General features: G+C 65.0%; 21 protein-coding genes and 6 pseudogenes. 15 read left to right on the top strand and 12 right to left on the bottom strand.

What is annotated here, in order from left to right:
- Positions 1-4 precede the first annotated feature (4 nt).
- Positions 5-1,588 carry a class II 3-deoxy-7-phosphoheptulonate synthase gene (locus LRS08_RS00140; protein WP_257845566.1) on the bottom strand — a complete coding sequence of 528 codons (1,584 nt, stop codon included), beginning with the start codon at positions 1,586-1,588 and terminating at the stop codon, positions 5-7.
- Between the two features lie 145 nt (positions 1,589-1,733).
- Here LRS08_RS00140 and LRS08_RS00135 point away from each other — a divergent pair, with 145 nt between their 5' ends.
- On the top strand, positions 1,734-2,150 hold the full coding sequence (locus tag LRS08_RS00135) for a hypothetical protein (protein WP_257845567.1): 417 nt from the start codon (positions 1,734-1,736) through the stop codon (positions 2,148-2,150).
- Between the two features lie 3 nt (positions 2,151-2,153).
- On the opposite strand, the gene LRS08_RS00130 is transcribed toward LRS08_RS00135, so the two are convergent.
- The 4 genes and pseudogenes from LRS08_RS00130 to LRS08_RS00115 all read right to left on the bottom strand — a co-directional run.
- Complete coding sequence (locus LRS08_RS00130; RefSeq protein ID WP_257845568.1) at positions 2,154-3,662, bottom strand: anthranilate synthase component I family protein; 1,509 nt, start codon at positions 3,660-3,662, stop codon at positions 2,154-2,156.
- Positions 3,663-3,666: 4 nt separating this feature from the next.
- Positions 3,667-3,933, bottom strand: coding sequence for a hypothetical protein (locus LRS08_RS00125; RefSeq protein WP_260481159.1), 267 nt, complete (start codon positions 3,931-3,933; stop codon positions 3,667-3,669).
- A gap of 8 nt (positions 3,934-3,941) precedes the next feature.
- On the bottom strand, positions 3,942-5,045 hold the full coding sequence (locus tag LRS08_RS00120) for a peptidyl-prolyl cis-trans isomerase (protein WP_260481707.1): 1,104 nt from the start codon (positions 5,043-5,045) through the stop codon (positions 3,942-3,944).
- Between the two features lie 78 nt (positions 5,046-5,123).
- Positions 5,124-5,486: pseudogene (locus LRS08_RS00115) on the bottom strand (SurA N-terminal domain-containing protein); the annotation flags it as partial.
- Between the two features lie 281 nt (positions 5,487-5,767).
- Here LRS08_RS00115 and tpiA point away from each other — a divergent pair.
- Positions 5,768-6,514, top strand: a complete 747-nt coding sequence (gene tpiA / locus LRS08_RS00110) for a triose-phosphate isomerase (RefSeq protein ID WP_257845571.1) — start codon at positions 5,768-5,770, stop codon at positions 6,512-6,514.
- A gap of 3 nt (positions 6,515-6,517) precedes the next feature.
- The gene (locus LRS08_RS00105) at positions 6,518-6,952 is read left to right on the top strand and encodes a hypothetical protein (RefSeq protein ID WP_257845572.1); all 435 of its coding nucleotides are present in this window, start codon (positions 6,518-6,520) and stop codon (positions 6,950-6,952) included.
- Between the two features lie 29 nt (positions 6,953-6,981).
- Here LRS08_RS00105 and LRS08_RS00100 read toward each other — a convergent pair whose 3' ends face one another.
- Complete coding sequence (locus tag LRS08_RS00100; RefSeq protein WP_257845573.1) at positions 6,982-7,407, bottom strand: hypothetical protein; 426 nt, start codon at positions 7,405-7,407, stop codon at positions 6,982-6,984.
- A gap of 88 nt (positions 7,408-7,495) precedes the next feature.
- Between LRS08_RS00100 and LRS08_RS00095 the strand changes: the two genes are divergently transcribed.
- Positions 7,496-8,383, top strand: coding sequence for an IS1595 family transposase (locus tag LRS08_RS00095; protein ID WP_257845574.1), 888 nt, complete (start codon positions 7,496-7,498; stop codon positions 8,381-8,383).
- 59 nt (positions 8,384-8,442) lie between these two features.
- On the opposite strand, the gene LRS08_RS00090 is transcribed toward LRS08_RS00095, so the two are convergent.
- Positions 8,443-9,144 carry a hypothetical protein gene (locus LRS08_RS00090; RefSeq protein WP_257845575.1) on the bottom strand — a complete coding sequence of 234 codons (702 nt, stop codon included), beginning with the start codon at positions 9,142-9,144 and terminating at the stop codon, positions 8,443-8,445.
- A gap of 215 nt (positions 9,145-9,359) precedes the next feature.
- On the opposite strand from LRS08_RS00090, the gene LRS08_RS00085 reads away from it, so the two are divergent.
- The 5 genes from LRS08_RS00085 (at position 9,360) to LRS08_RS00065 (ending at position 13,209) form a co-directional block, all read left to right on the top strand.
- Complete coding sequence (locus LRS08_RS00085) at positions 9,360-9,770, top strand: hypothetical protein (protein ID WP_257845576.1); 411 nt, start codon at positions 9,360-9,362, stop codon at positions 9,768-9,770.
- A gap of 3 nt (positions 9,771-9,773) precedes the next feature.
- Positions 9,774-10,551 (top strand): IS5 family transposase gene (locus LRS08_RS00080; RefSeq protein ID WP_374579991.1). Its coding sequence is split into 2 segments (ribosomal slippage): positions 9,774-10,135 and positions 10,134-10,551, totalling 780 coding nucleotides; the frame shifts between segments, so codons are not numbered across the junction.
- Positions 10,552-10,817: 266 nt separating this feature from the next.
- Positions 10,818-11,594, top strand: coding sequence for an IS5 family transposase (locus LRS08_RS00075; RefSeq protein WP_409456268.1), 777 nt, complete (start codon positions 10,818-10,820; stop codon positions 11,592-11,594).
- A 60-nt stretch (positions 11,595-11,654) separates the two neighbouring features.
- Positions 11,655-12,432 (top strand): IS5 family transposase gene (locus LRS08_RS00070; protein ID WP_374579991.1). Its coding sequence is split into 2 segments (ribosomal slippage): positions 11,655-12,016 and positions 12,015-12,432, totalling 780 coding nucleotides; the frame shifts between segments, so codons are not numbered across the junction.
- Positions 12,433-12,453: 21 nt separating this feature from the next.
- On the top strand, positions 12,454-13,209 hold the full coding sequence (locus LRS08_RS00065) for a transglycosylase domain-containing protein (RefSeq protein ID WP_260481172.1): 756 nt from the start codon (positions 12,454-12,456) through the stop codon (positions 13,207-13,209).
- Positions 13,210-13,251: 42 nt separating this feature from the next.
- Here LRS08_RS00065 and LRS08_RS00055 read toward each other — a convergent pair.
- From LRS08_RS00055 to LRS08_RS00045, 3 genes and pseudogenes are all read right to left on the bottom strand, one after another.
- Positions 13,252-14,578, bottom strand: a pseudogene (locus LRS08_RS00055) (3'-5' exonuclease); the annotation flags it as partial.
- A 63-nt stretch (positions 14,579-14,641) separates the two neighbouring features.
- Positions 14,642-15,110: pseudogene (locus tag LRS08_RS00050) on the bottom strand (UvrD-helicase domain-containing protein).
- Positions 15,110-15,496: a UvrD-helicase domain-containing protein gene (locus LRS08_RS00045; RefSeq protein WP_260481170.1), complete on the bottom strand. Its 387-nt coding sequence runs from the start codon at positions 15,494-15,496 to the stop codon at positions 15,110-15,112. The pseudogene LRS08_RS00050 and the gene LRS08_RS00045 overlap by 1 nt, the downstream one beginning before the upstream one ends.
- A gap of 160 nt (positions 15,497-15,656) precedes the next feature.
- On the opposite strand from LRS08_RS00045, the gene LRS08_RS00040 reads away from it, so the two are divergent.
- Both LRS08_RS00040 and LRS08_RS00035 read left to right on the top strand, forming a co-directional pair.
- Positions 15,657-15,893 (top strand): hypothetical protein, encoded by a 237-nt coding sequence (locus LRS08_RS00040; RefSeq protein ID WP_260481169.1) that lies wholly within the window; start codon positions 15,657-15,659, stop codon positions 15,891-15,893.
- A gap of 16 nt (positions 15,894-15,909) precedes the next feature.
- Positions 15,910-17,169 (top strand): annotated as a pseudogene (locus LRS08_RS00035) (MFS transporter).
- On the opposite strand, the pseudogene LRS08_RS00030 reads toward LRS08_RS00035, so the two are convergent.
- Together LRS08_RS00030 and LRS08_RS19960 are read right to left on the bottom strand one after the other, a co-directional pair.
- Positions 17,166-17,702, bottom strand: a pseudogene (locus tag LRS08_RS00030) (RsmD family RNA methyltransferase). The pseudogenes LRS08_RS00035 and LRS08_RS00030 overlap by 4 nt on opposite strands.
- Positions 17,703-18,881: 1,179 nt before the next feature.
- Positions 18,882-19,070 carry a S4 domain-containing protein gene (locus tag LRS08_RS19960; protein ID WP_312026635.1) on the bottom strand — a complete coding sequence of 63 codons (189 nt, stop codon included), beginning with the start codon at positions 19,068-19,070 and terminating at the stop codon, positions 18,882-18,884.
- 108 nt (positions 19,071-19,178) lie between these two features.
- Here LRS08_RS19960 and LRS08_RS00020 point away from each other — a divergent pair, with 108 nt between their 5' ends.
- The 4 genes and pseudogenes from LRS08_RS00020 to LRS08_RS00005 form a co-directional block, all read left to right on the top strand.
- On the top strand, positions 19,179-19,307 hold the full coding sequence (locus LRS08_RS00020) for a hypothetical protein (RefSeq protein WP_260481168.1): 129 nt from the start codon (positions 19,179-19,181) through the stop codon (positions 19,305-19,307).
- Positions 19,308-19,351: 44 nt separating this feature from the next.
- Positions 19,352-19,825, top strand: a complete 474-nt coding sequence (locus LRS08_RS00015; protein ID WP_260481167.1) for a hypothetical protein — start codon at positions 19,352-19,354, stop codon at positions 19,823-19,825.
- On the top strand, positions 19,804-19,926 hold the full coding sequence (locus LRS08_RS00010) for a hypothetical protein (RefSeq protein ID WP_260481166.1): 123 nt from the start codon (positions 19,804-19,806) through the stop codon (positions 19,924-19,926). The genes LRS08_RS00015 and LRS08_RS00010 overlap by 22 nt, the downstream gene beginning before the upstream one ends.
- Before the next feature lie 230 nt (positions 19,927-20,156).
- A pseudogene (locus tag LRS08_RS00005) lies at positions 20,157-20,437 on the top strand (hypothetical protein); the annotation flags it as partial.

The following is a 20,437-nucleotide window of genomic DNA, read 5'->3' as shown; positions in this document are numbered from 1 at the left end:
CCGCTCACGCCGCCTTGCGCCGCTCCGCCATCTCCTCATTGAGCATTTCGGCGAGGAGGAACGCCAGCTCCAGGCTCTGACCGGCATTGAGTCGCGGGTCGCAATGGGTGTGGTAGCGGTCTGCAAGGTCATGCTCGCCGATGTCGATCATGCCGCCGGTGCATTCGGTGACGTTCTGTCCGGTCATCTCGGCATGGATTCCGCCGGCATAGGTCCCTTCGGCGCGATGCACGGCAAAGAAGCCGCGTACTTCGGCCAGAATGCGCTCGAACGGGCGCGTCTTGTAGCCGTTGGCCGCCTTGATGACGTTGCCGTGCATCGGGTCACAGCTCCACACGACCGGATGCCCCTCACGCTTCACCGCGCGAACCAGCGCGGGCAGGCCGCTCTCGATCTTGTCATGGCCGTATCGGGTGATCAGCGTCATCCGCCCCGGCGTGCGGGTCGGGTTGAGCGTGTCGAGCAGGCGCAGCAGCGCGTCCGGCTCAAGGCTCGGCCCGCACTTCATCCCGATTGGATTGCCGATGCCGCGGAGGAATTCGACATGCGCCGAATTCTCGAAGCGCGTGCGGTCGCCGATCCACAGGAAATGCGCGCTGGTGTCGTACCAGTCGCCGGTGAGGCTGTCCTGCCGGGTCAGCGCCTGCTCATAGGGCAGGAGCAGCGCCTCGTGGCTGGTGTAGAAATCGGTGCGCTTCAGCTGGGGCACGGTATCGGGGTTGATCCCGCACGCCTCCATGAAATCGAGCGCTTCGCCGATGCGGTCGGCGACGTCGGCGAATTTGTCGGCCCAGGGGCTGCGGCCCATGAAGTCGAGCGTCCATTTGTGGACCTGATGGAGGTTCGCATAGCCGCCGCTGGCGAAGGCGCGCAGCAGGTTCAGCGTCGCCGCCGACTGGGTATAGCCGCGGATCAGCCTCTGGGGGTCGGGAATGCGCGCTTCGGGGGTGAAGGCGATGTCGTTGACGATGTCGCCGCGATAGCTGGGCAGTTCCACGCCATCGATCGTCTCGGTATCGGCCGAACGCGGCTTGGCGAACTGCCCCGCCATGCGGCCGAGCTTCACCGTCGGGAGTTTCGACGCAAAGGTGAGAACCACCGCCATCTGGAGAATGACGCGAAACGTATCGCGGATATTGTTCGGGTGGAACTCGGCGAAGCTTTCGGCGCAGTCGCCACCCTGCAACAGGAACGCCTCGCCGCGCGATACGCGGGCAAGCTCCTGGGTCAGTGCGCGCGCCTCGCCCGCGAAGACCAGCGGGGGAAAGCTGGACAGGGTGTCGGTCGCGGCGGTCAGTGCAGCGGCGTCGGGGTAAACCGGAAGCTGACGCGCTTCGGCCCGGGTCCAGCTGTCGGGTGTCCAGTCCATCGCCTGCTCCAGGTTGCGGACATGGACGTACCAGTCCTGATGATGCGCGATGCCGTTCGCCGCGATCTGGTTGAGCACCGCCGGAGACGCGCGCTTGCCGTCCTCTTCCCAGCCCTGAACCGTCGATCCGGGCGTATCGAACCACGCGCCGAACGCGGCGCGGGACATGGAGCGTTCCTCGCGGAAGCGACGGATTTTGGAACCGGCAAGTGTCGTCATGCGCCGCCCTTACCCCCTGTGGGTAAATAATGGCAAGCGCAATTTTCACCCCACAGGGGTAAATGCCGCACTTCACGGCTGATACAGTTCAGCCGTGCTTCATCTGCGTATGTGCGATAGAGGAAGCGGACCTGTGGAGACCTGTATGATCCGTCCCTTCCTGATCGCAATGCTGGCCGCTGCTCCCGTGCTGGCGCAGGAGGGGGAATCCGCCGGGGCCGGTGCGCCGCCGCAGAAGGTGCGCAGCGTCCTGCTATATGGCGATGAGAGCTGTCCCAAGCCGGAGAGTCCCGATGAGGTCGTGATTTGCGCGCGACCGGGCGATTCGCCGTTCCGGATCCCCAAGGCGCTACGTAAGACCGAGCCGGGACCGGAGGGCACGAGTTGGGTGCGCCGCGCCGAGCTGATCGACGAGGTTAACCGTGCGGTGCTGCCGGGAAGCTGCAACCCGATCGGCAGCTATGGCCAGAGCGGGTGCACCATCCGCATGCTCCAGCAATGGAAGGCCGAGCAGCGGGCGAAGAAGGCCGAAGAGGCAGCTATCCCGGGCGGCGAGGACTGAGCCTTATTGGCCGAACCTGGCTTCGCCGGAACGTGCGGTTGCTTCCCGCGCCGCAGCGAACAGCGCACCTGCCTTCGCCTCGCATTCCCGCTGTTCATAGGCCGGATCGCTGTCAGCGACGATACCCGCGCCAGCGGTGACGTGCATGGTCCCGTCCTTCACGATCGCGGTGCGCAGGACGATACAGCTGTCCATTGAGCCGTCGGGCGAGAAATAGCCGACGCCCCCGGCATAGGGTCCGCGCTGGTCGCGCTCCAGTTCGGCGATGATCTCGCACGCGCGAACCTTGGGCGCGCCGCTGACGGTTCCGGCGGGGAAGCCCGCGAACAACGCGTCGAGCGCATCGGCGTCGAGGCGCAATTTACCCACCACGTTCGACACGATGTGCATGACATGGCTGTAGAATTCGACGGTGTAGCTGTCGGTGACCTTGACCGATCCAGCTTCTGCGACGCGGCCGACATCGTTGCGACCCAGGTCGAGCAGCATCAGGTGTTCGGCGCGCTCCTTTGCGTCGGCGAGCAGGCTGGTTCTGTTCGCTTCGTCCTCCGCGGCGTCCTTGCCGCGGGGACGGGTGCCAGCGATCGGGCGGATCGTCACCTCGTCATCGCGGACGCGGACGAGGATTTCGGGGCTCGACCCGGTCAGCGCGAAGCCGGGCAGATCGAGGAAATAGAGGAAGGGCGACGGGTTGATCCGGCGCAGCGCGCGGTACAGCTCGATCGGCGGCAGCGCGAACGGCGCAGTGAAGCGCTGGGCAAGGACGACCTGAAATATGTCGCCGGCGGTGATGTACTCCTTGGCGCGGGTGACCATCGCCGCATAGTCGGCGGCGGGCACCACCGGCTGGGGCACGATATCCATCGGATCGGTCGCGGCGCGCGGCGGAAGCGGGGCGGAGGCGAGCCGCGCGGCGGTCGCCTCGATCCGGTCGGCGGCTTCCTCGATCAGCCGTTCGGGGTCGCGACCGGGCCAGACCGGCGCCACCACAAACAGCGAATCCGCCAGCCGGTCAAAGATCAGGATCACCGTCGGTCGCACGAAGATCATGTCGGGCAGACCCAGTGCGTCGTTCGCGGCGCGGGGTAGGGTTTCGACCAGCCCGATCGTGTCGTAACCGAAATAGCCGACCAGGCAGGCGAGGGCGCGGGGCAGTTCCGGCGGCACGTCCATCCGGCACGACTGGACGAGGGCGCGCAGGGCATCGAGCGTCGGGGCTTCGGCGGCGCTGAATGCGTCGCGGTCGGTCAGCCAGTGCGGATTGACCTCCGCCGCTTCGCCATGTGCGCGAAACACCAGATCGGGAGCGAGTCCAAGCAGGCTGTGGCGACCGCGCACCGCGCCGCCCTCTACCGATTCCAGCAGGAAGTCGCCGCGGCCCGGTTCGATCAGCCTGAGCGCGGCGGCGACCGGGGTATCGGTGTCCGCCAGCTGTTTCCGCCAGACCAGGGCCGGGCGGCCATCGGCCAGCGCCGCGCGGGCGGCGTCGAGGCCCTCAATCCCGCCGCGCATCGGATCAATTGCCGCCGGTTGCCTGGCCGCTCAGCTGCGCCTTGAGTGCGGCGATGGCGGCTTCGTTGCGCTTGACCTTCACCGCCTTGCGCGCCGCAGCGGCGAACTGTTCGACATATTCGTTGCCGATCAGCTGGGCGAGGCCGCCCCGGGTCTGGCCGATCAGCGCGGCGTTGCCCTTGGCATTGCCTTCCTCGATATCGTCGAGCCAGACGATCCAGTAGCCGCCGCCTTGAGGTGCCGGGACGGTCTTGGCCCTCTTTTCGGCCATGCTGAACATCAGGCGGACGGGCGGGGGAGCTGATCGCCCATCTGCGACAGCTGTCCGCGCGAGGCGTCGAGTGCTTCGACCGGAGGCAGCTTCAGCCCGCTTTCCTGCATCGCCTGGGCGAGCGGCATGCCCTTGCTCACCTTGGCAAGGATCGCGTTGGCGGCCTTGCGCGCGCCGTCGAGCTGGCGGCTGCGGACCAGGTCGTCGGCGACGCCTGGGCGGATTTCGGCGAGCGGGCGGGGTGCCGCAGCGACGACCTTGTCGGTCTTGACCAGCGCAAAGCCGCCATCGGTGCCGACCGGGATCAGCTGGGGGTCGTCGCTCGGCTCCATGCTGAAGCCGGCCTGGGCGATCTGCGCGAGCATGGGATCGGGTGCGGCTTCGTCGGCGACGGCCGCGCGCCCATCGGCGAACAGCGGCGCGCTGGTCTGCGCGGTCAGCTTTGAACTGGCGACGAGCTCGTCAAAGGTCGAATTGTCGGCGATCTCGCCATCGATCTTGGCGCGCAGATCGGCCAGCGCGGTCTCCAGCTTCGTCTTGGTGATCGCTTCTGCGAGTTCGCCCCGGACCGAGTCCAGCGACTTGCCCGCGACCTGCTCGATCCCCTCGACCCGGACGATATGCCAGCCGAGCGGCGAGCGGAGCGGGCCGACCACAGTGCCCTGAGCCCCGGCAAAGGCGGCGTCCGCGATCGCGGTGCTGCTGGCGCGGGCAAAGGCTGCCTTCTCGGCATTCGGGATGGTCGATGCCTGCAGGCCAGCAGCCTTGGCGGCATCGACCATCGACGCGCCGCCCTTCACCTTTGCAGCGATGCCCTTCGCGGCGTTTTCGTCGGCAACGATGATCTGGGCAAGGTTGCGGCGGGTGCTGGCGGCATATTGCGCAGCATTCTTCCGGTATTCGGCGGCGATCTCCGCCTCGGTCGCTTTGGCGCTTTCCGCAAACTGGGCGGGATCGACCACGGCGTAGCGCACCACGCGGCGTTCGGGCAGCGTGTAGCGGCCCGAGTTCTTCTGGTAATATGCCTGAAGTTCGGCGTCGGTCGGCGGGTTGCCGGGGGCAATCGCGCCGATTGGGACATAGCCGACCGAACCCTTGCGCCGCTCCAGCATCAGCGAGGCATAGGGCAGCGCGAGTTCGACCGGAACCGGGCCGGGGTTCGCGATCGGGCTGATGAGCCACTGAACCAGCGTTTCGCGACGGATATCGGCCCGCACCTGCTCTGCGGTCAGCCGCTGTTCCGCCAGGAGCTGGTCGAAGCGCTGCTGGCTGAACTTGCCGTCGAAGCCCTGAAAGGCGGGGATCGACGCGATCTGGCCGTCGATTGCGGCGGGGGACACCGCCATGCCCTGCTGCGTCGCATATTCCTCCAGCGCCATACCGTCGATGACCTGGTTCAGCACTTGTTCGAACCCGCCGGTACGGACGAACTGCGCCATGTCGAGCATCGGCTGTTGCTGCCGCACCCGCTCCAATGCGTTGCGGAGGCGGTCCTGAAGCTCCTGCTGCGTCAGCTTCTTGTTGCCAACCTGAACCAGCGGGCCGCTGGACGACGGGCCGCCGACGCCAAGATCTCTGGACGTCCATCATCGCAAAGCCGACGCCGAGCGCCACCAGCAGCAGCAGGGCAACGATCTTGCCGGGGGTCGAGAAAATGACGCGGCGGAAGTTGGTGAGCATGGAAACCCGCTGAAATGGGAAAGATTGGCCTCGCTTTAGGGGGCAGGGGCATTGGCATCAAGCGACAACGGCAGCGGTGGCGGGCAAGATGCTTGTGCGGCGTGGGATCGCCGCCTATCGGGCTTGTCCGATAATGGACAACAGGGGAAGCGGGATGCGGCGCAAGCTGGTGGCGGGCAACTGGAAGATGAACGGCGTCACCGATTCGTTGGGCGAAGTGGCGGCGATTGCCGAAGCGGCGGCTGCCCATTCCGGCGTTGATGTCGCCTTGTGCCCACCGGCGACGCTGATCGCCCGGGCAGTGGCAGTGGCAGGCGGCATGCCGATCGGCGGGCAGGATTGTCATGAGAATGACAGCGGTGCGCATACCGGATGCATCTCTGCCCCGATGCTGAAGGATGCCGGCGCCACGCTGACCATCGTCGGGCATAGCGAGCGGCGGGCGGACCAGAACGAGACCAGCCACGACGCCTGGGCCAAGGCGGCGGCGGCGCATCGCCATGGCCTGAACGTAATCCTCTGCGTTGGGGAGACCGAGGCGGAACGCAATGCCGGTCGCGCCGAGCGGGTGGTGCAGGCGCAGATCGAGAAATCGGTGCCCGAGGATGCCGACGGCAGCTGGTTCACGCTGGCCTATGAACCGCGCTGGGCGATCGGGACCGGGCGGACCCCGACGCTGGAGGAAATCGAGCTGATCCACGCCATCGCCCGCGCCAAGCTGGGCATGATGGTCGGGACGGAGAAGGCCGAGGGTATTCGTATCCTGTATGGCGGGTCGGTTACGGGTTCGAATGCAGGCGAGATCCTGGCGGTGGACAATGTCGACGGCGCGCTGGTCGGCGGGGCGAGCCTGACCGCCGCGAAGTTCGTGCCGATCATCGAAGCCGCCGCCAAGCTGTAGGCGATGGCGGAGCTGCCGGAGACGCGGGGGCGGCGGATCGGGCGGTGGCTGCTCGCGATCTTCTATGCGACGGCAGGGGTGGCGCATTTCCTGTTCACCGATGCGATGGCGCGGATCGTGCCGGCATGGGTGCCGTGGGACGCGCGCGAGTGGGTGCTGACTACCGGCGCGGCAGAACTGATCTGTGCCGCCGCGCTGATCACCCGGCGGTGGCGGCTGGCGGCGGGTTGGGCGCTGGCGCTCTATGCGCTGTGCGTGTGGCCGGCCAATGTGAAGCACGCGATGATCGACCTGGCGTGGCTGGGCGGGAGCGGGACGGGGCTGTCGGCGTGGTATCATGTGCCGCGGTTGCTGGCGCAGCCGTTGATTATCGCGTGGGCGTTGTGGGCGGTCGGCGCGGTGCGCGTGGAGCGGGGCGTCGCGGCGTCGCGAAACTGACGAAGTTCCGCGCAACGCGCTTCATTCTGTCAGTTTGCGATGGCGCTGCGGCGGTTTGGGAGGTTCGGCGAGCGCCGCCATCGCCATGCGGAAATCGGGGCGGGTGATCGTGCCGATCTCACGCCCGCGATAGTAACGCGGCGGGTGACGCCATTGAGCGCGCGGTCCATCGCCATGCTGAACATGCGGTCATAGCCCATCATTAGTGCCGCATCCCACGCGCGGGCGAAGTCGGCCGCCTCGGGCCGCTCGCGCAATTTGTAGGCTGTCTGGCGGCTCATCCCGACCGCTTTGCAGGCGCGGGTGACGGTGCCCATGACGGCGAGGGCGTGGATGAAGTCGGTTTGTCGGCGCGCAGTCCAGCCATCGGCGCGGCCACAATTGGGGGCGGGCGTGAAGGCGAGGATGGCTTCATCCTCGTCAGACGCGGCGGGCGGGGTGGGTGAGTCGTTCATCCACCAGTTTATGTGCTGGGATGGGGCTTGTAGGAAAGGGGGCGCTTATCCCCTTGCGACATGTAAGGCTTTGTGGCATACAATCCCTATGTCGAACAAAGCCCCAACGCTCCGTCAGTTTCAGGACCGCTTCCCGACCGAAGATGCGTGCCTGGATCACCTGTTTCAGGTTCGCTACGGCACCGACTTCGCTTGCCCCGGTTGCGACCGCCCCGCGAAGTTCACCCGCGTAAAGGCTCGCCGTTCGTATCAGTGTCAGTGGTGCGCCTATCAGGTCTATCCGACCGCTGGCACGCCGTTCGACCGCACCCGCACCCCGCTGCGGGACTGGTTCTTCGTCATGTTCCAGTTCTGCGCATCGCGGAACGGTGTCGCGGCGAAGGAAGTCGAGCGTCAGCTGGGAGTGACCTACAAGACGGCATGGCGCATGTGCCACATGATCCGCGAATACATGGGCGCGGTTGACGGCAGCGCCCCGATTGGCGGTCTAGGCCGCACGGTCCAAGTCGATGAAACGTTCATCGGTGGCTATCAGAGCGCCAAGGACAAGCGCGATGCTGGCGCGTCAAACAAGACGGTCGTGTTCGGGATGCTTGAGCATGGCGGCGATCTGGTCACGCACGTTGTTCCCGACCGCAAGAGCGGCACCCTGCTTCCGATCATCCGCGCGACCGTGAAGCGCCCCAGCAAGGTCCATACCGACGATTGGCTGGGCTATGGCGGCGTTGGCACGATGGGCTATCAGCACGCCACCGTGAACCACTCGCTTGACCAGTATGTTTGCCGCAAGACCGGCGCGACCGTGAACGCAATCGAGGGCTTTTGGGCGCAGCTAAAGCGCGGCATCAACGGCACGCATATTCACGTCAGCGGTCGTCACCTTCCGAAGTATCTGGGCGAGTTCGAGTATCGCTGGAACATGCGTCAGACGCCTCACCTGATGCTTGATCGTCTGATGTTTTCTTTCGCCCGGTAACAGGCGCGTGACCGTGGGCCATCGCGTCTAGGAGGCGGTCGAAGCGGGTGTTGGGGTTGTCAGGCACCATTCTCTCCAATCTCAATACGCACGAAACTTTGGGTCGACCATGCTGGATTGCCGGCCCTCAGGTCGACGCCTTCAAGGCCCGATGCGGACAGCGCGTTCGCGATGACTGTGGCAAAATCTATTGATTGCTGGTTCTCTGCGGGGTTCACACGAACGCCAACAAAGGTCTCGCCGCCTCCAAACATACCCTGCGAACCAGCCTCGAACCCTAGCTCCTGAAACGCCGCGTTAATCGACGATTCGAGCACCTTCTTTTCGTGTTCTGTGCCAAATGACCGGGTTCGGACGGGGACGGGCGCGGGAGCAGATGCCAACATTTGAGCGAACGTAGATCCGACACTTCGCTGCGGCGGCGCTTCGTGATAATTTTGCGTGCCAAAGTTATTGCCGGCAAAGTTGCCCTTGCGATTGTCGTCGCCCATGATCCTCGCTCCTTCGCCGATAGCGAGAGTATTATCATTTCCGGTTATGATCGGCGAGTTGGGGCCGGAAGACCCTGGCATCGTCGGCGATGAATTCGGCTTTCGAAGTCCCCAGAGCCACAAAATAACAGCTATAAAAAGCATGGCGGCGGCGGCCCACAATAGAGCATCCGCCACCCAAGGTTGAAGGTTCGGGTATCTCATCGGCAATACCCACCCGCCAATGGCGAAGGCCACCGACGACAGGCCTGTAATGATCGCTGGACGCATACCTCCCCCATCACGCCGACTCGCTTCCGGCATGGTGGTGCGTTACTACATTTGCTCCTACATGTCCAAAGGGGATAGACGCCGGAAAGGGGTTTGTTTGTGGTTTGTCCACATCGGTTGTCGAGGGGGCTATGGCGTGCCGATAAACGGCAAGCGCTTGTTCCGTTCGCTCGTGTCACCTTGCTACGTGAATAGATGCGCGCCACAGTGCATCCATGGGTCCGTCGCACTTGCAAGCCGCGCAACAATACTTCCCAACCTATAAGCTCGACAATGATCGTGCTGAGGTTGGGATCAAAGAATATGAACTCGCCGCCACGGCACTACAAGCCGACCAGAGAAGCCTCACCGCTGCGGCAGGGCTTGCGCTGTTTTTCAGCGGAACCTTGATCACTATTGTGGGATCTACGGGAAATTTGGCCAGCCTACAAAACATGGCGACTAAGTTAGGCACCAACGCCGAGATTGTGATCTCACTGATGCTTCTGACCGTTTCAAGTATCACGGTGCGATATTTCGCGCTTTTGCAGCGGTCGGCAGTCTATGCCGCACGGAAGATAATCGTGCTCAGGCGCCTGTTAGGGTCGGGACCCATAAACGGGATTCCCTTGGCGGCTGGGATGTGATTCATGCGCTGCGCCAGCAGGAGCGTGGATTTGAGCGAGTTTTGGTTGAGTGAAGCCCAGTTCGAGCGGCTGCGTCCGCTGCTGCCGGACAAGGTGCGCGGTGTGGCGCGGGTCGATGATCGGCGGGTGATCAGCGGCATCATTCATGTGGTGAAGTCGGGCGGGCGCTGGGTCGACGCGCCGGCCTGCTACGGGCCGAGGAAGACGCTCTACAACCGGTTCGTGCGCTGGGCGGCAAAGGGTGTGTGGCAGGAGCTGTTCGTCACGCTCGCGGCAGCAGGCGGGCCGCCCGCCGAGGTCCTGATCGACAGCACGCATATGAAGGCGCACCGCTCCGCGGGCGGTGGAAAAGGGGGCGCTCGTCCAGGCGATCGGGATCAGCCGGGGCGGCCGCAACAGCAAGCTCCACGCGCTCACCGACGGCGAAGGTCGGCCGCTCCGCTTCCTGCTGACCGGTGGCCAGGTCGCCGACTGCCGCGCAGCCGATGTGTTGCTCGATGATCTCGCGCCGCGCACCATCGTGCTCGCGGACAAGGCTTACGACAGCAATGCGATCCGCGACCTGATCGAGCGGCAGGGTGCCGTTCCGAACATCCCCTCCAAGACGAACCGCCGCTGGAAAAGCTGCTTCTCCAAGACGCTCTACAAGGGCCGCAACGCCGTCGAGCGCATGTTCTGCCGCCTCAAGGATTATCGCCGCATCGCCACCCGCTACGACAAGCTCGCCACCAACTTCCTCAGCGCCATCTACCTCGCCGCAGCCGTCACATGGTGGTTATGAGTCCCGACCCTAGGATTGGATTATGGGAGCATTGAAACAGTGCTCCCAGCCGATCGACTTGAGGGAGCGAACGAGCCCTTTGCCATCCATATGTTCCCTGGCTGGACGTCCCTACAAGCAATTCCAACCCTATCGGTGGCGTTGTTGGCAGCGGCAGGGCGGGGGTGGTATTCACCGCATTTCGCGTAGCGTTTCCTGGTAGTCCAACTTGGTTTCTAGGGTCGGGACCCATAAACGGGATTCCCTTGGCGGCTGGGATGTGATTCATGCGCTGCGCCAGCAGGAGCGTGGATTTGAGCGAGTTTTGGTTGAGTGAAGCCCAGTTCGAGCGGCTGCGTCCGCTGCTGCCGGACAAGGTGCGCGGTGTGGCGCGGGTCGATGATCGGCGGGTGATCAGCGGCATCATTCATGTGGTGAAGTCGGGCGGGCGCTGGGTCGACGCGCCGGCCTGCTACGGGCCGAGGAAGACGCTCTACAACCGGTTCGTGCGCTGGGCGGCAAAGGGTGTGTGGCAGGAGCTGTTCGTCACGCTCGCGGCAGCAGGCGGGCCGCCCGCCGAGGTCCTGATCGACAGCACGCATATGAAGGCGCACCGCTCCGCGGGCGGTGGAAAGGGGGCGCTCGTCCAGGCGATCGGGATCAGCCGGGGCGGCCGCAACAGCAAGCTCCACGCGCTCACCGACGGCGAAGGTCGGCCGCTCCGCTTCCTGCTGACCGGTGGCCAGGTCGCCGACTGCCGCGCAGCCGATGTGTTGCTCGATGATCTCGCGCCGCGCACCATCGTGCTCGCGGACAAGGCTTACGACAGCAATGCGATCCGCGACCTGATCGAGCGGCAGGGTGCCGTTCGAACATCCCCTCCAAGACGAACCGCCGCTGGAAAAGCTGCTTCCTCCAAGACGCTCTACAAGGGCCGCAACGCCGTCGAGCGCATGTTCTGCCGCCTCAAGGATTATCGCCGCATCGCCACCCGCTACGACAAGCTCGCCACCAACTTCCTCAGCGCCATCTACCTCGCCGCAGCCGTCACATGGTGGTTATGAGTCCCGACCCTAGGGTCGGGACCCATAAACGGGATTCCCTTGGCGGCTGGGATGTGATTCATGCGCTGCGCCAGCAGGAGCGTGGATTTGAGCGAGTTTTGGTTGAGTGAAGCCCAGTTCGAGCGGCTGCGTCCGCTGCTGCCGGACAAGGTGCGCGGTGTGGCGCGGGTCGATGATCGGCGGGTGATCAGCGGCATCATTCATGTGGTGAAGTCGGGCGGGCGCTGGGTCGACGCGCCGGCCTGCTACGGGCCGAGGAAGACGCTCTACAACCGGTTCGTGCGCTGGGCGGCAAAGGGTGTGTGGCAGGAGCTGTTCGTCACGCTCGCGGCAGCAGGCGGGCCGCCCGCCGAGGTCCTGATCGACAGCACGCATATGAAGGCGCACCGCTCCGCGGGCGGTGGAAAAGGGGGCGCTCGTCCAGGCGATCGGGATCAGCCGGGGCGGCCGCAACAGCAAGCTCCACGCGCTCACCGACGGCGAAGGTCGGCCGCTCCGCTTCCTGCTGACCGGTGGCCAGGTCGCCGACTGCCGCGCAGCCGATGTGTTGCTCGATGATCTCGCGCCGCGCACCATCGTGCTCGCGGACAAGGCTTACGACAGCAATGCGATCCGCGACCTGATCGAGCGGCAGGGTGCCGTTCCGAACATCCCCTCCAAGACGAACCGCCGCTGGAAAAGCTGCTTCTCCAAGACGCTCTACAAGGGCCGCAACGCCGTCGAGCGCATGTTCTGCCGCCTCAAGGATTATCGCCGCATCGCCACCCGCTACGACAAGCTCGCCACCAACTTCCTCAGCGCCATCTACCTCGCCGCAGCCGTCACATGGTGGTTATGAGTCCCGACCCTAGGGGGGCAGGTGCTTGTTTCAGAAACGAAGGTCGCGGCGGCGTTGGCTAGCTTCACATTAGTGCTGTTGCTCACATTGTATCGATGGTCGCTCCGCGAAGATTACGAGAATACTCGGCTTTATCTTGGTAGAAAGGTAGCGTGGCTGGTTGGCTCTCGTCTGAAGGAGCGAATTGGCCATGTGCTGTATCGCATGAGATTGTCCGTTTTCGAAGCGGGTCGGTTGGGAATCGATTTAACAAAATACCATGCGATGCTAGTTTTCATCGAGGATAAGAGGCACTTTGAGCATAATGGAAACAGTATCAAAGCTGCTGCTGCTGCTCTATATCGCAGAGTGCGTTATGGGACTCGGAGTGGTGCATCGACAATTCATCATCAACTTGTACGATCTAATTTTCTCAAGTCGATAGAGCGGCCTATATCGCGTAAAATAGTTGAAATGGATAATTGCGCCTTGGGTCAACAGGATGTTCTCAAAGTCCGCAATTCTAGATTTGTATCTCTGTTCTGGAGATATGAGCGAGGTGTTATTGGCCTTCCGGCTGCGATCAGGCATTTTTTTCCTCAACATGAACTGAGCAAGCCGCTGGATATTGCACAGCGCTTCTTTCTGCTTGAACGGCTATCCAATGTGACTGGCACATTTCCTAAAAAAGAGTTGAAGCCTTATTGCGCAGTCTTCGAGAGAAGGGGCTTATCAAATCTACGGATGTCGCCAAAATTGGTAGAATTTATCGGGATCAGGGTAAGGCAGGGCGGATAAATCTGGTCGGACAAGATACTGTTCTTCGGGCATAGTTCACCCTAAACTCACAAAACTATCCATCACCCGCTTCCGCCCGGCGGCCTCGAACTCGATCTCCAGCTTGTTGCCTTCGATCTCGACGATTTCGCCATAGCCGAATTTCTGATGGAAAACGCGCATGCCGAGCGAGAGGTCGTCGCGGCCCTTGTTGCCGAGGCTCACCGCGCTACCGCGGTTTTCGACGACGCGTTTGGGGGCGGTGGTGAAGCTGGAGCTGGGGCGGCGGCGCGTTGCCAGCCGGGGCCGCGGCCCGGTGCCTCGGCCTACGTCAGCGAAGGGTCGGCGTGTTCGCTCCAGTTGGCGCGCCACAGGCTCGCGCCGCCGGATAGGGTCGATTCCTCGTCGACATGCGCCTTGGGTAGCTCGCCGACGAAGCGGCTGGGGATGGAGCTGGTCCATTGGCCGTAGATGCGGCGGTTGGCGGCGTGGAGGATCGTCGCCTGGCGGCGGGCGCGGGTGATCGCGACATAGGCGAGGCGGCGTTCCTCCTCGAGGCTGGCGAGGCCGCCTTCGTCGAGCGCGCGCTGGCTGGGAAACAGGCCTTCCTCCACCCGGCGAGGAAGACGGTGTCGAATTCCAGCCCCTTGGCCGCGTGGATGGTCATGATCGTGACCTTGGGCTCGTCGGCGTTATTCTCGTTATCCATGACGAGGCTGACATGTTCGAGGAACGCGCCGAGCGTTTCATACTCCTCCATCGCGCGGACGAGTTCTGAGAGGTTTTCGAGGCGGCCCGGCGGCTTCGGCGGTGCGGTCCGCCTGCCACATCGCGGTGTAGCCGCTTTCGTCGAGGATGATCTGGGCGAGTTCGGTGTGGGACAGCTGGCCGATGCGGGTTTCGGGCAGCGCCTCACCTCCGTGGGCACGGGCGCGCGGAGCATCTGGCTCCAGCGGGCGACGTCGCCGACGAAGCTGCCGAGCGCGCGGCGGGCCTGCGGCGTCAGCTCGTCGGTGTCGAGGATGCGCGCGGCGGCGGTCAGGAGCGGGATGCCCTCGGCGCGGGCGAGCATGTGGATCTTCGCGATCGCCTTGTCGCCCAGGCCGCGCTTGGGGACGTTGACGATGCGTTCGAAGGCGAGGTCGTCGGCGGGCTGGTGGACGAGGCGGAGATAGGCGAGCGCGTCGCGGATTTCGGCGCGTTCGTAGAAGCGGAAGCCGCCGACGATGCGATAGGGCAGGCCGATGGCAATGAAGCGGTCTTCGAACTCGCGCGTCTGGTGCTGGGCCCGGACGAGGATAGCGAAATCGTCGAGGCTCTTGCCGGTGCGGATGCGGGCGCTTTCGATGTCCTCACCGACGCGGCGCGCTTCTTCCGGGCCGTCCCACACGCCGATGACGCGGACCTTTCGCCCGCATCGATCTCGGTCCACAATTCCCTGCCGAGGCGGCCGCTATTGTTGGCGATCACCGCGCCGGCGGCGGCGAGGATATGGGGGGTGGAGCGGTAATTCTGTTCGAGGCGGATGACCTTGGCGCCGGGAAGTCCTTTCGAACTTCAGGATGTTTTCGACCTGCGCGCCGCGCCAGCTGTAGATCGACTGGTCGTCGTCGCCGACGCAGCAGATATTCTTGCGCTCCTGCGCGAGCAGGCGGAGCCAGAGATACTGGACGCTGTTGGTGTCCTGATACTCGTCCACCGTGATGCAGCGGAAGCGCTGTTGGTATTGCTGCAACGTCGCGGTGGGTGCGCAGGATGGTGAGCATGTGGAGCAGCAGGTCGCCGAAATCGCAGGCGTTGAGCGCGCGCAGGCGGTCCTGGTACTGCTGGTAGAGCGACTGGCCCTTCGCCGTTGGCGAAATGCTCGGACTCGCCCGCGTCGAGCATGTCGGGGTCAGGCCCTTGTTCTTCCACCCGTCGATCAGGCCGCCGAGCTGGCGCCGCGGGCCAGCGCTTTTCGTCGAGGTCGTTGGCGACGATGAGCTGCTTGAGCAGGCGCAGCTGGTCGTCGGTGTCGAGGATGGTGAGGTTGCTCTGCAAGCCCGACCAGCTCGGCGTGGCGGCGCAGCATCTTCGCGCCGATCGCGTGAAAGGTGCCTGAGCCAGGGCATCCCCTCGACCGCGTCGCCGACATGGTGGCGGACGCGCTCCCGCATCCGCGCGCGGCCTTGTTCGTGAAGGTGACCGACAGGATCTCCGACGGATAGGCGCGGCGGGTCCAGAGCAGGTGGGCGAGGCGCGCGGTGAGCGCGGCGGTACCCGTGCCGGCGCCGGCGAGGACGAGGACGGGGCCGTCGACGGTGAGCACCGCTTCACGCTGCGGCGCGTTGAGGCCACGCAGATAGGGGGATCGTCGGCGGAAGGCTGGGGTACGGACATTGCGAACAGGTAGGGAACGGAGCGAATCGGGGCAAGCGCGATTGCGTGGGGAGTTGCCGGGCGGCGCGGAGGTGAGGCAGGGATGCGCGATGTTCGAGAAATATCGCAAGCGGTTCGACAGACGCAGGCTGGTGCTGATCGCGGCATTGGCGCTGGTGGGGCTGTATGTCGGGTGGCGCACGGGCGGGTTTCAGGAGCAGCAGCCTGAGCAAAAGCCGTGCGTCGAGGGGCGGAACGAGATCAAGGACAAGGACGGCAAGGTGGTGCAGGTGACGCGCACCACATGCTTTGAGGACGCGAAGAATAAGCGGCGCCGGGGGCGCTGAATTTGGGAGGGGACGGATGGACGCTGACCGGACGCGGCGACGGCGCGCGCTGTGGGCGAGTTTCGTGGGGACGGGGATCGAGTTCTACGATTTCTATATCTACGCGACCGCCGCGGCGCTGGTGTTCGGGCAGATCTTCTTTCCCAAGAGCGATGCCGGGGTTCAGCAGATGCTGAGCTTCGCGACATTGGGCGTGGCGTTTTCGCGCGGCCATTGGGTGCAGCGGTGTTTGGCCATTATGGCGACCGGATCGGGCGCAAGGCGACCCTGGTCGCGTCACTGCTGACGATGGGGCTTTCCACGACATTGGTGGCGTTCCTGCCGACCTATGCGACCGCAGGGGTCGTCGCGCCGCCGGCCTTGTGCGTGCTGCGCTTCGGGCAGGGGTTCAGCCTGGGTGGCGAATGGGGCGGGGCGGCGTTGCTGGCGGTGGAGAATGCGCCGCCGGGCTGGCGCGCACGCTATGGCTGTGCGCACGCAGATGGGCACGCCGGCTGGGTTCATCGCCGCGAATGGGCTGTTTCTGCTGCTGTTGAGCTGGATGACTCCGGCGCAGTTCGCCGAATGGGGCTGGCGCATTCCGTTTGCGCTGTCGGCGGCACTGGTGCTGGTCGGGCTGTGGGTGCGCCTCAAGCTGGGCGAGACGCCCGAGTTCAAGGCGTGCCTCGCCGAAGCGCCGCCGCCGCGGGTGCCGCTGGGCGAGTTGATCGAAAAGCATGGCGCGACGTTGCTGGCGGGCACGGTGGAGGCGATCGCGTGCTTTGCGGCCTATTACGTTGCGACGGCGTTCCTGCTCGGCTGGGGGACCAAGACGCTGGGCTATTCAATGCAGACGTTCCTGGGGTGCCAGCTGGTCGCGATCCTGTTCATGGCGCTGGGCATCTATCTCGCCGCGTGGCTGGCCGACGCGAAGCTCGACCCGCGCCGCGTGCTTGCGGGCGGGTGCGTCGCGGTGGTCGGCGCGGGGTTCGTGATGGCGCCGCTGATGGCGGGCGGAATTGCCGGGGTGCTGGTGTTCCTGTCGGGGATCCTGTTCCTGATGGGGTTTGTCTATGGGCCGCTCAGCGCATGGCTGACCGACCTGTTTCCCGCGCGGGTGCGCTATACCGGCGTGTCAATGGCGTTCAACGTGGCGGGAGTGATCGGCGGCGGGCTGACCCCGGTGATCGCGCAGAAGCTGGCGATGAGCTACGGGCTCGCCCCGGTGGGCTGGTATCTGAGCAGGGCTGCGGCGGTGAGCCTTGTGGCACTGGTGGCGATGCGCTCGAAAGCCTAGGCGGGCCGCAAGATCGTCAGCTTGGCCTTGCCGTGAACCCGCTCCGTATCGGTGATGAAACCGGCGACGTCGACACTTTCGGCCTTGGCGGTTTCGATGCTGATCCAGGTGGCGGGACCGGTCCAGCCGAGGCGGGCGAGCTTGTCGAGCGCGACAGATCCCGCGCCGGTGCCATAGGGCGGGTCCATCATGATCAGGTCGAGCGGCTTGGGTGCGGGGCCGAGCCCCATTACCGAGCTGGCGCGGATAACGGGACGGATGCCGAGCTTTCGGCATTGGTGCGCAGCGCGTCGAGCGCGGCGCAGTCCCGTTCGACGAACAGGCACGACGCGGCACCGCGTGACAGGGCCTCGAGGCCAAGTGCACCGAACCGGCGAACAGGTCGGATACGGCCAGCCCCTGGAAACTGCCGACGCGGCTGGTGAGCATCGATAAACAGCTTCCCACGCGTGCGGCCTTATGGTGGGGCGGGTGGTGTCGCCCTTGGGCGCGACCAGCGGGCGGCCGCGCCAGGTGCCGGCGATGATCCTCATTTGCGCGGGCCTTGCTTGCCGGGCGCGGGCGTACCGCGCGGGGCTTCTGGGCGGTCCGCCCCTGCCGGCGCGGGCGGGCGGTTGCCGGGAGCCGCACCGGGGCGGCGGTCATTGGGGCGGTAGGCGCGCTTGGGCCGGTCGAGCAACGGGCCGGCGTCGTCGTCATGTTGGGCGTGACGCGCGGCGGGCGTTTTGTTGAACGGCTTCCCTCGGGGGAGCGGCCCTGACCGGAGGAGTCCGGGCGCGGGGGCCGTGGAGCACCTTGCAGCTGCATCGGGCCGTTGTCGGCGCTGCCCTTCCCTTGGCCGTCGCCGAACGGGGCGGGGCTGATTGACGTTGGGTCCTGGCCTGATGACGGCGGCGCTGGGCCACGCCGAACTCTCGGGACCTTTCTTTTCCGCTGCGGAGCGCTGTGGACGCGCGGGTTTATAAGCCTCGGGCTCCCGAGCGTTGGCGGGGGCCTGCGCGACGATCTTGCGGCGTTCGGCGGGTTGGTCGGGAGCGCGGCAGTGGGTGCAGCGGGCGTTTCCTCTGGGTCGGCGTCCACCGCCTTGGGCTTGCCCGACAATTGCAGGTCTGGACGCCGCCTTGCCGCCGTCGGGTCCGGTCAGCGTGTTGCGGAACACCACCAGATCATGCTGGCGAATCTCGTCCACTCTCCGATGGGCATGTTGCCGAGGTGGAAGGGGCCGTAGCGGGTGCGGATCAGGCTACTGACCTTGAGCTCCGAGATGTTCGAGGACGCGGCGGACTTCGCGGTTCTTGCCCTAGGTCAGGGTCAACCGATCCACACATTCGCGCCGGTGCGGCGTTCGAGATTGGCGTTGATCGAGCCACAGCGGACGCCGTCGATCTCGACACCCAACATCAGCTCTTCCAGCTGCTCCTGGCTGACCTGGCTATAGGCGCGAGCGCGATAGCTGCGCTCGACCCCGGTTGCGGGAGTTCGAGCTAGCGCTTGAGCTCGCCATCGGTGGTCAATAGCAACAGAGCCCCTCGGTCGCGAGAATCGAGGCGGGGCCGACCGGCATCAGCCGGGGAACCCCTGGGCAGCTTGCTGTAGATGGTCGGGCGACCGGCGGGGTCGCGTTCGGTGGTGAGCAGCCCGGCGGGCTTGTGGAAGCGGGAACAGGCGTGGGGGGGTGGGGGCGGCAAACCGGGCTGCCATCGACGGTGACGCTATGGGAGCGAGGTCAGCATGGTTGCGCGGGTGGTCAGGACCCGACCGTCGAGCGCGATGCGGCCATCAGCGATCATGCGTTCGATTTCGCGGCGTGACGCGATTCCGGCACGGGCGAGCAGCTTGGCGATACGCTCACCGGATTTGGCTGGTTGCCGTTCAGGTTCATTGGTGGATGAGGGGGACATTGGCACGCGATACAGCGGGTTGGGCCGGGGTGCAAAATTCTAGTGTGCGCGGACGAACCCGAAAGCGTTCAATGCGTTTGGCAACCGTAACATTCGGGTGGGTGCAGCGTGTTCGGGAAGAAGAAGCGGCGGATCGTTCGGGTGTTGATCGTCGAGGACGAGCCGCTGGTGGCGTTCGACACCGAACATTTCCTGTCGGAAGAAGGCTTTACCGTCGTTGCCAAGAACGATCGGTAGGCGAGGCGATTGGGTACATCATTGCGCCGGACAAGCCGGATATCGTGCCGGTCGATCTGGGCCTGAGCGATGGGAGCGGCGCGGATGTCGCCCATGCCGCCTGCGCCGAGAATATCCCCGTTCTGATCGTCACGGGCCGCAATCCCGACGAGATCGAGGCGGTCGGTCTTGGCTGCCTGACGAAGCCGTACAAGCAGCGTGACCTGATCGCCGCGATCGACATTTGCGAGGCGCTGACCGAAGGAAAAGCCCTAAGCGCATTCATCCGCCCTGCGCCTGTTCCAGCCCGCCGCGCACAATCCTTCGCCGGGCTTTGCAGCGTCGAATTTGTCGCTAGGGTCGCCCGACCTAGGGAGGATTTGGATGAGCGACGCGGGGGATTGGAAGCAGGGGTGGAGGCGCGCAAGCGCAGCATTGGCGAGGTCATGCTGCCCTATGTGAAGCCGCGCCAGCTCGCCGCGCTGCTGCTGGGGATTTCGAGCGGATTTCCGCTTCGGTGCTGCTGCTCGGCACGATGACGTTCTGGCTGGCGAAGGTCGGGATCGACAAGAAGGCGATCGGCTTCGCAGGGGCCGGGCTGACGACCCCTATACGCTCAAATTCCTGTGGGCGCCGCTGATCGATCGGATCCGCTTGCCCCTGCTCGGGGATCTTTTCGGGCAGCGGCGGGCCTGGCTGTTCCTGATCATGGCGCTGTTGTTTGGTGCGGTCTGGATGCTGGGCGCGTGAGCGATCCGCGCGACGGCAATATGGGGCCGTTCGCCTTCTGGGCGATCGTCGTGGCGTTCCTGGGGCGACGCAGGATATCGTGATCGACGCCTATCGCATCGAATCCTGCCTGACGAGCAATTGTCGCACGGCACCGCGAACAACCAGTTCGGATACAGGCTGGGCGCGTTCGCGGCGGGCGTGGGAACGATCGCGCTTGCATCGTCGGAGGGATCTAACCTTGGCTGGGCGGCCGCTTATGGTCTGACCGGACTGTGCATCGTGCCGGGGATCATCGCCGCGTTCTGGGCCGGGGCCGGGGCTGCACGAGGCGGTGATGTGACAAGGCGCGCCAGAGCATCGGCGGGTGGCTCCAGGAGACGTTGCTGGTCGGCCCGTTTCGCGAGTTTTTCGGACGCAAG

Source organism: Sphingomonas sp. J315, assembly GCF_024666595.1.
In the GTDB taxonomy this organism is placed as follows: Bacteria; Pseudomonadota; Alphaproteobacteria; order Sphingomonadales; family Sphingomonadaceae; genus Sphingomonas.
The sequence above is the reverse complement of the archived record's forward strand: the minus strand, read 5'-3'. Positions and strand labels throughout refer to the sequence as shown.

Bases quoted from the DNA above. Each gene is read 5' to 3' on its own strand.
- tpiA (WP_257845571.1), top strand. From the start codon at position 5,768: ATGCGGCGCAAGCTGGTGGCGGGCAACTGGAAGATGAACGGCGTCACC.
- LRS08_RS19960 (WP_312026635.1), bottom strand. From the start codon at position 19,070: ATGTCCCCCTCATCCACCAATGAACCTGAACGGCAACCAGCCAAATCC.
- LRS08_RS00100 (WP_257845573.1), bottom strand. From the start codon at position 7,407: ATGAACGACTCACCCACCCCGCCCGCCGCGTCTGACGAGGATGAAGCC.
- LRS08_RS00140 (WP_257845566.1), bottom strand. From the start codon at position 1,588: ATGACGACACTTGCCGGTTCCAAAATCCGTCGCTTCCGCGAGGAACGC.
- LRS08_RS00095 (WP_257845574.1), top strand. From the start codon at position 7,496: ATGTCGAACAAAGCCCCAACGCTCCGTCAGTTTCAGGACCGCTTCCCG.
- LRS08_RS00090 (WP_257845575.1), bottom strand. From the start codon at position 9,144: ATGCGTCCAGCGATCATTACAGGCCTGTCGTCGGTGGCCTTCGCCATT.
- LRS08_RS00040 (WP_260481169.1), top strand. From the start codon at position 15,657: ATGTTCGAGAAATATCGCAAGCGGTTCGACAGACGCAGGCTGGTGCTG.
- LRS08_RS00135 (WP_257845567.1), top strand. From the start codon at position 1,734: ATGATCCGTCCCTTCCTGATCGCAATGCTGGCCGCTGCTCCCGTGCTG.
- LRS08_RS00105 (WP_257845572.1), top strand. From the start codon at position 6,518: ATGGCGGAGCTGCCGGAGACGCGGGGGCGGCGGATCGGGCGGTGGCTG.
- LRS08_RS00125 (WP_260481159.1), bottom strand. From the start codon at position 3,933: ATGGCCGAAAAGAGGGCCAAGACCGTCCCGGCACCTCAAGGCGGCGGC.
- LRS08_RS00075 (WP_409456268.1), top strand. From the start codon at position 10,818: ATGCGCTGCGCCAGCAGGAGCGTGGATTTGAGCGAGTTTTGGTTGAGT.
- LRS08_RS00085 (WP_257845576.1), top strand. From the start codon at position 9,360: ATGGGTCCGTCGCACTTGCAAGCCGCGCAACAATACTTCCCAACCTAT.
- LRS08_RS00130 (WP_257845568.1), bottom strand. From the start codon at position 3,662: ATGCGCGGCGGGATTGAGGGCCTCGACGCCGCCCGCGCGGCGCTGGCC.
- LRS08_RS00120 (WP_260481707.1), bottom strand. From the start codon at position 5,045: ATGCTGGAGCGGCGCAAGGGTTCGGTCGGCTATGTCCCAATCGGCGCG.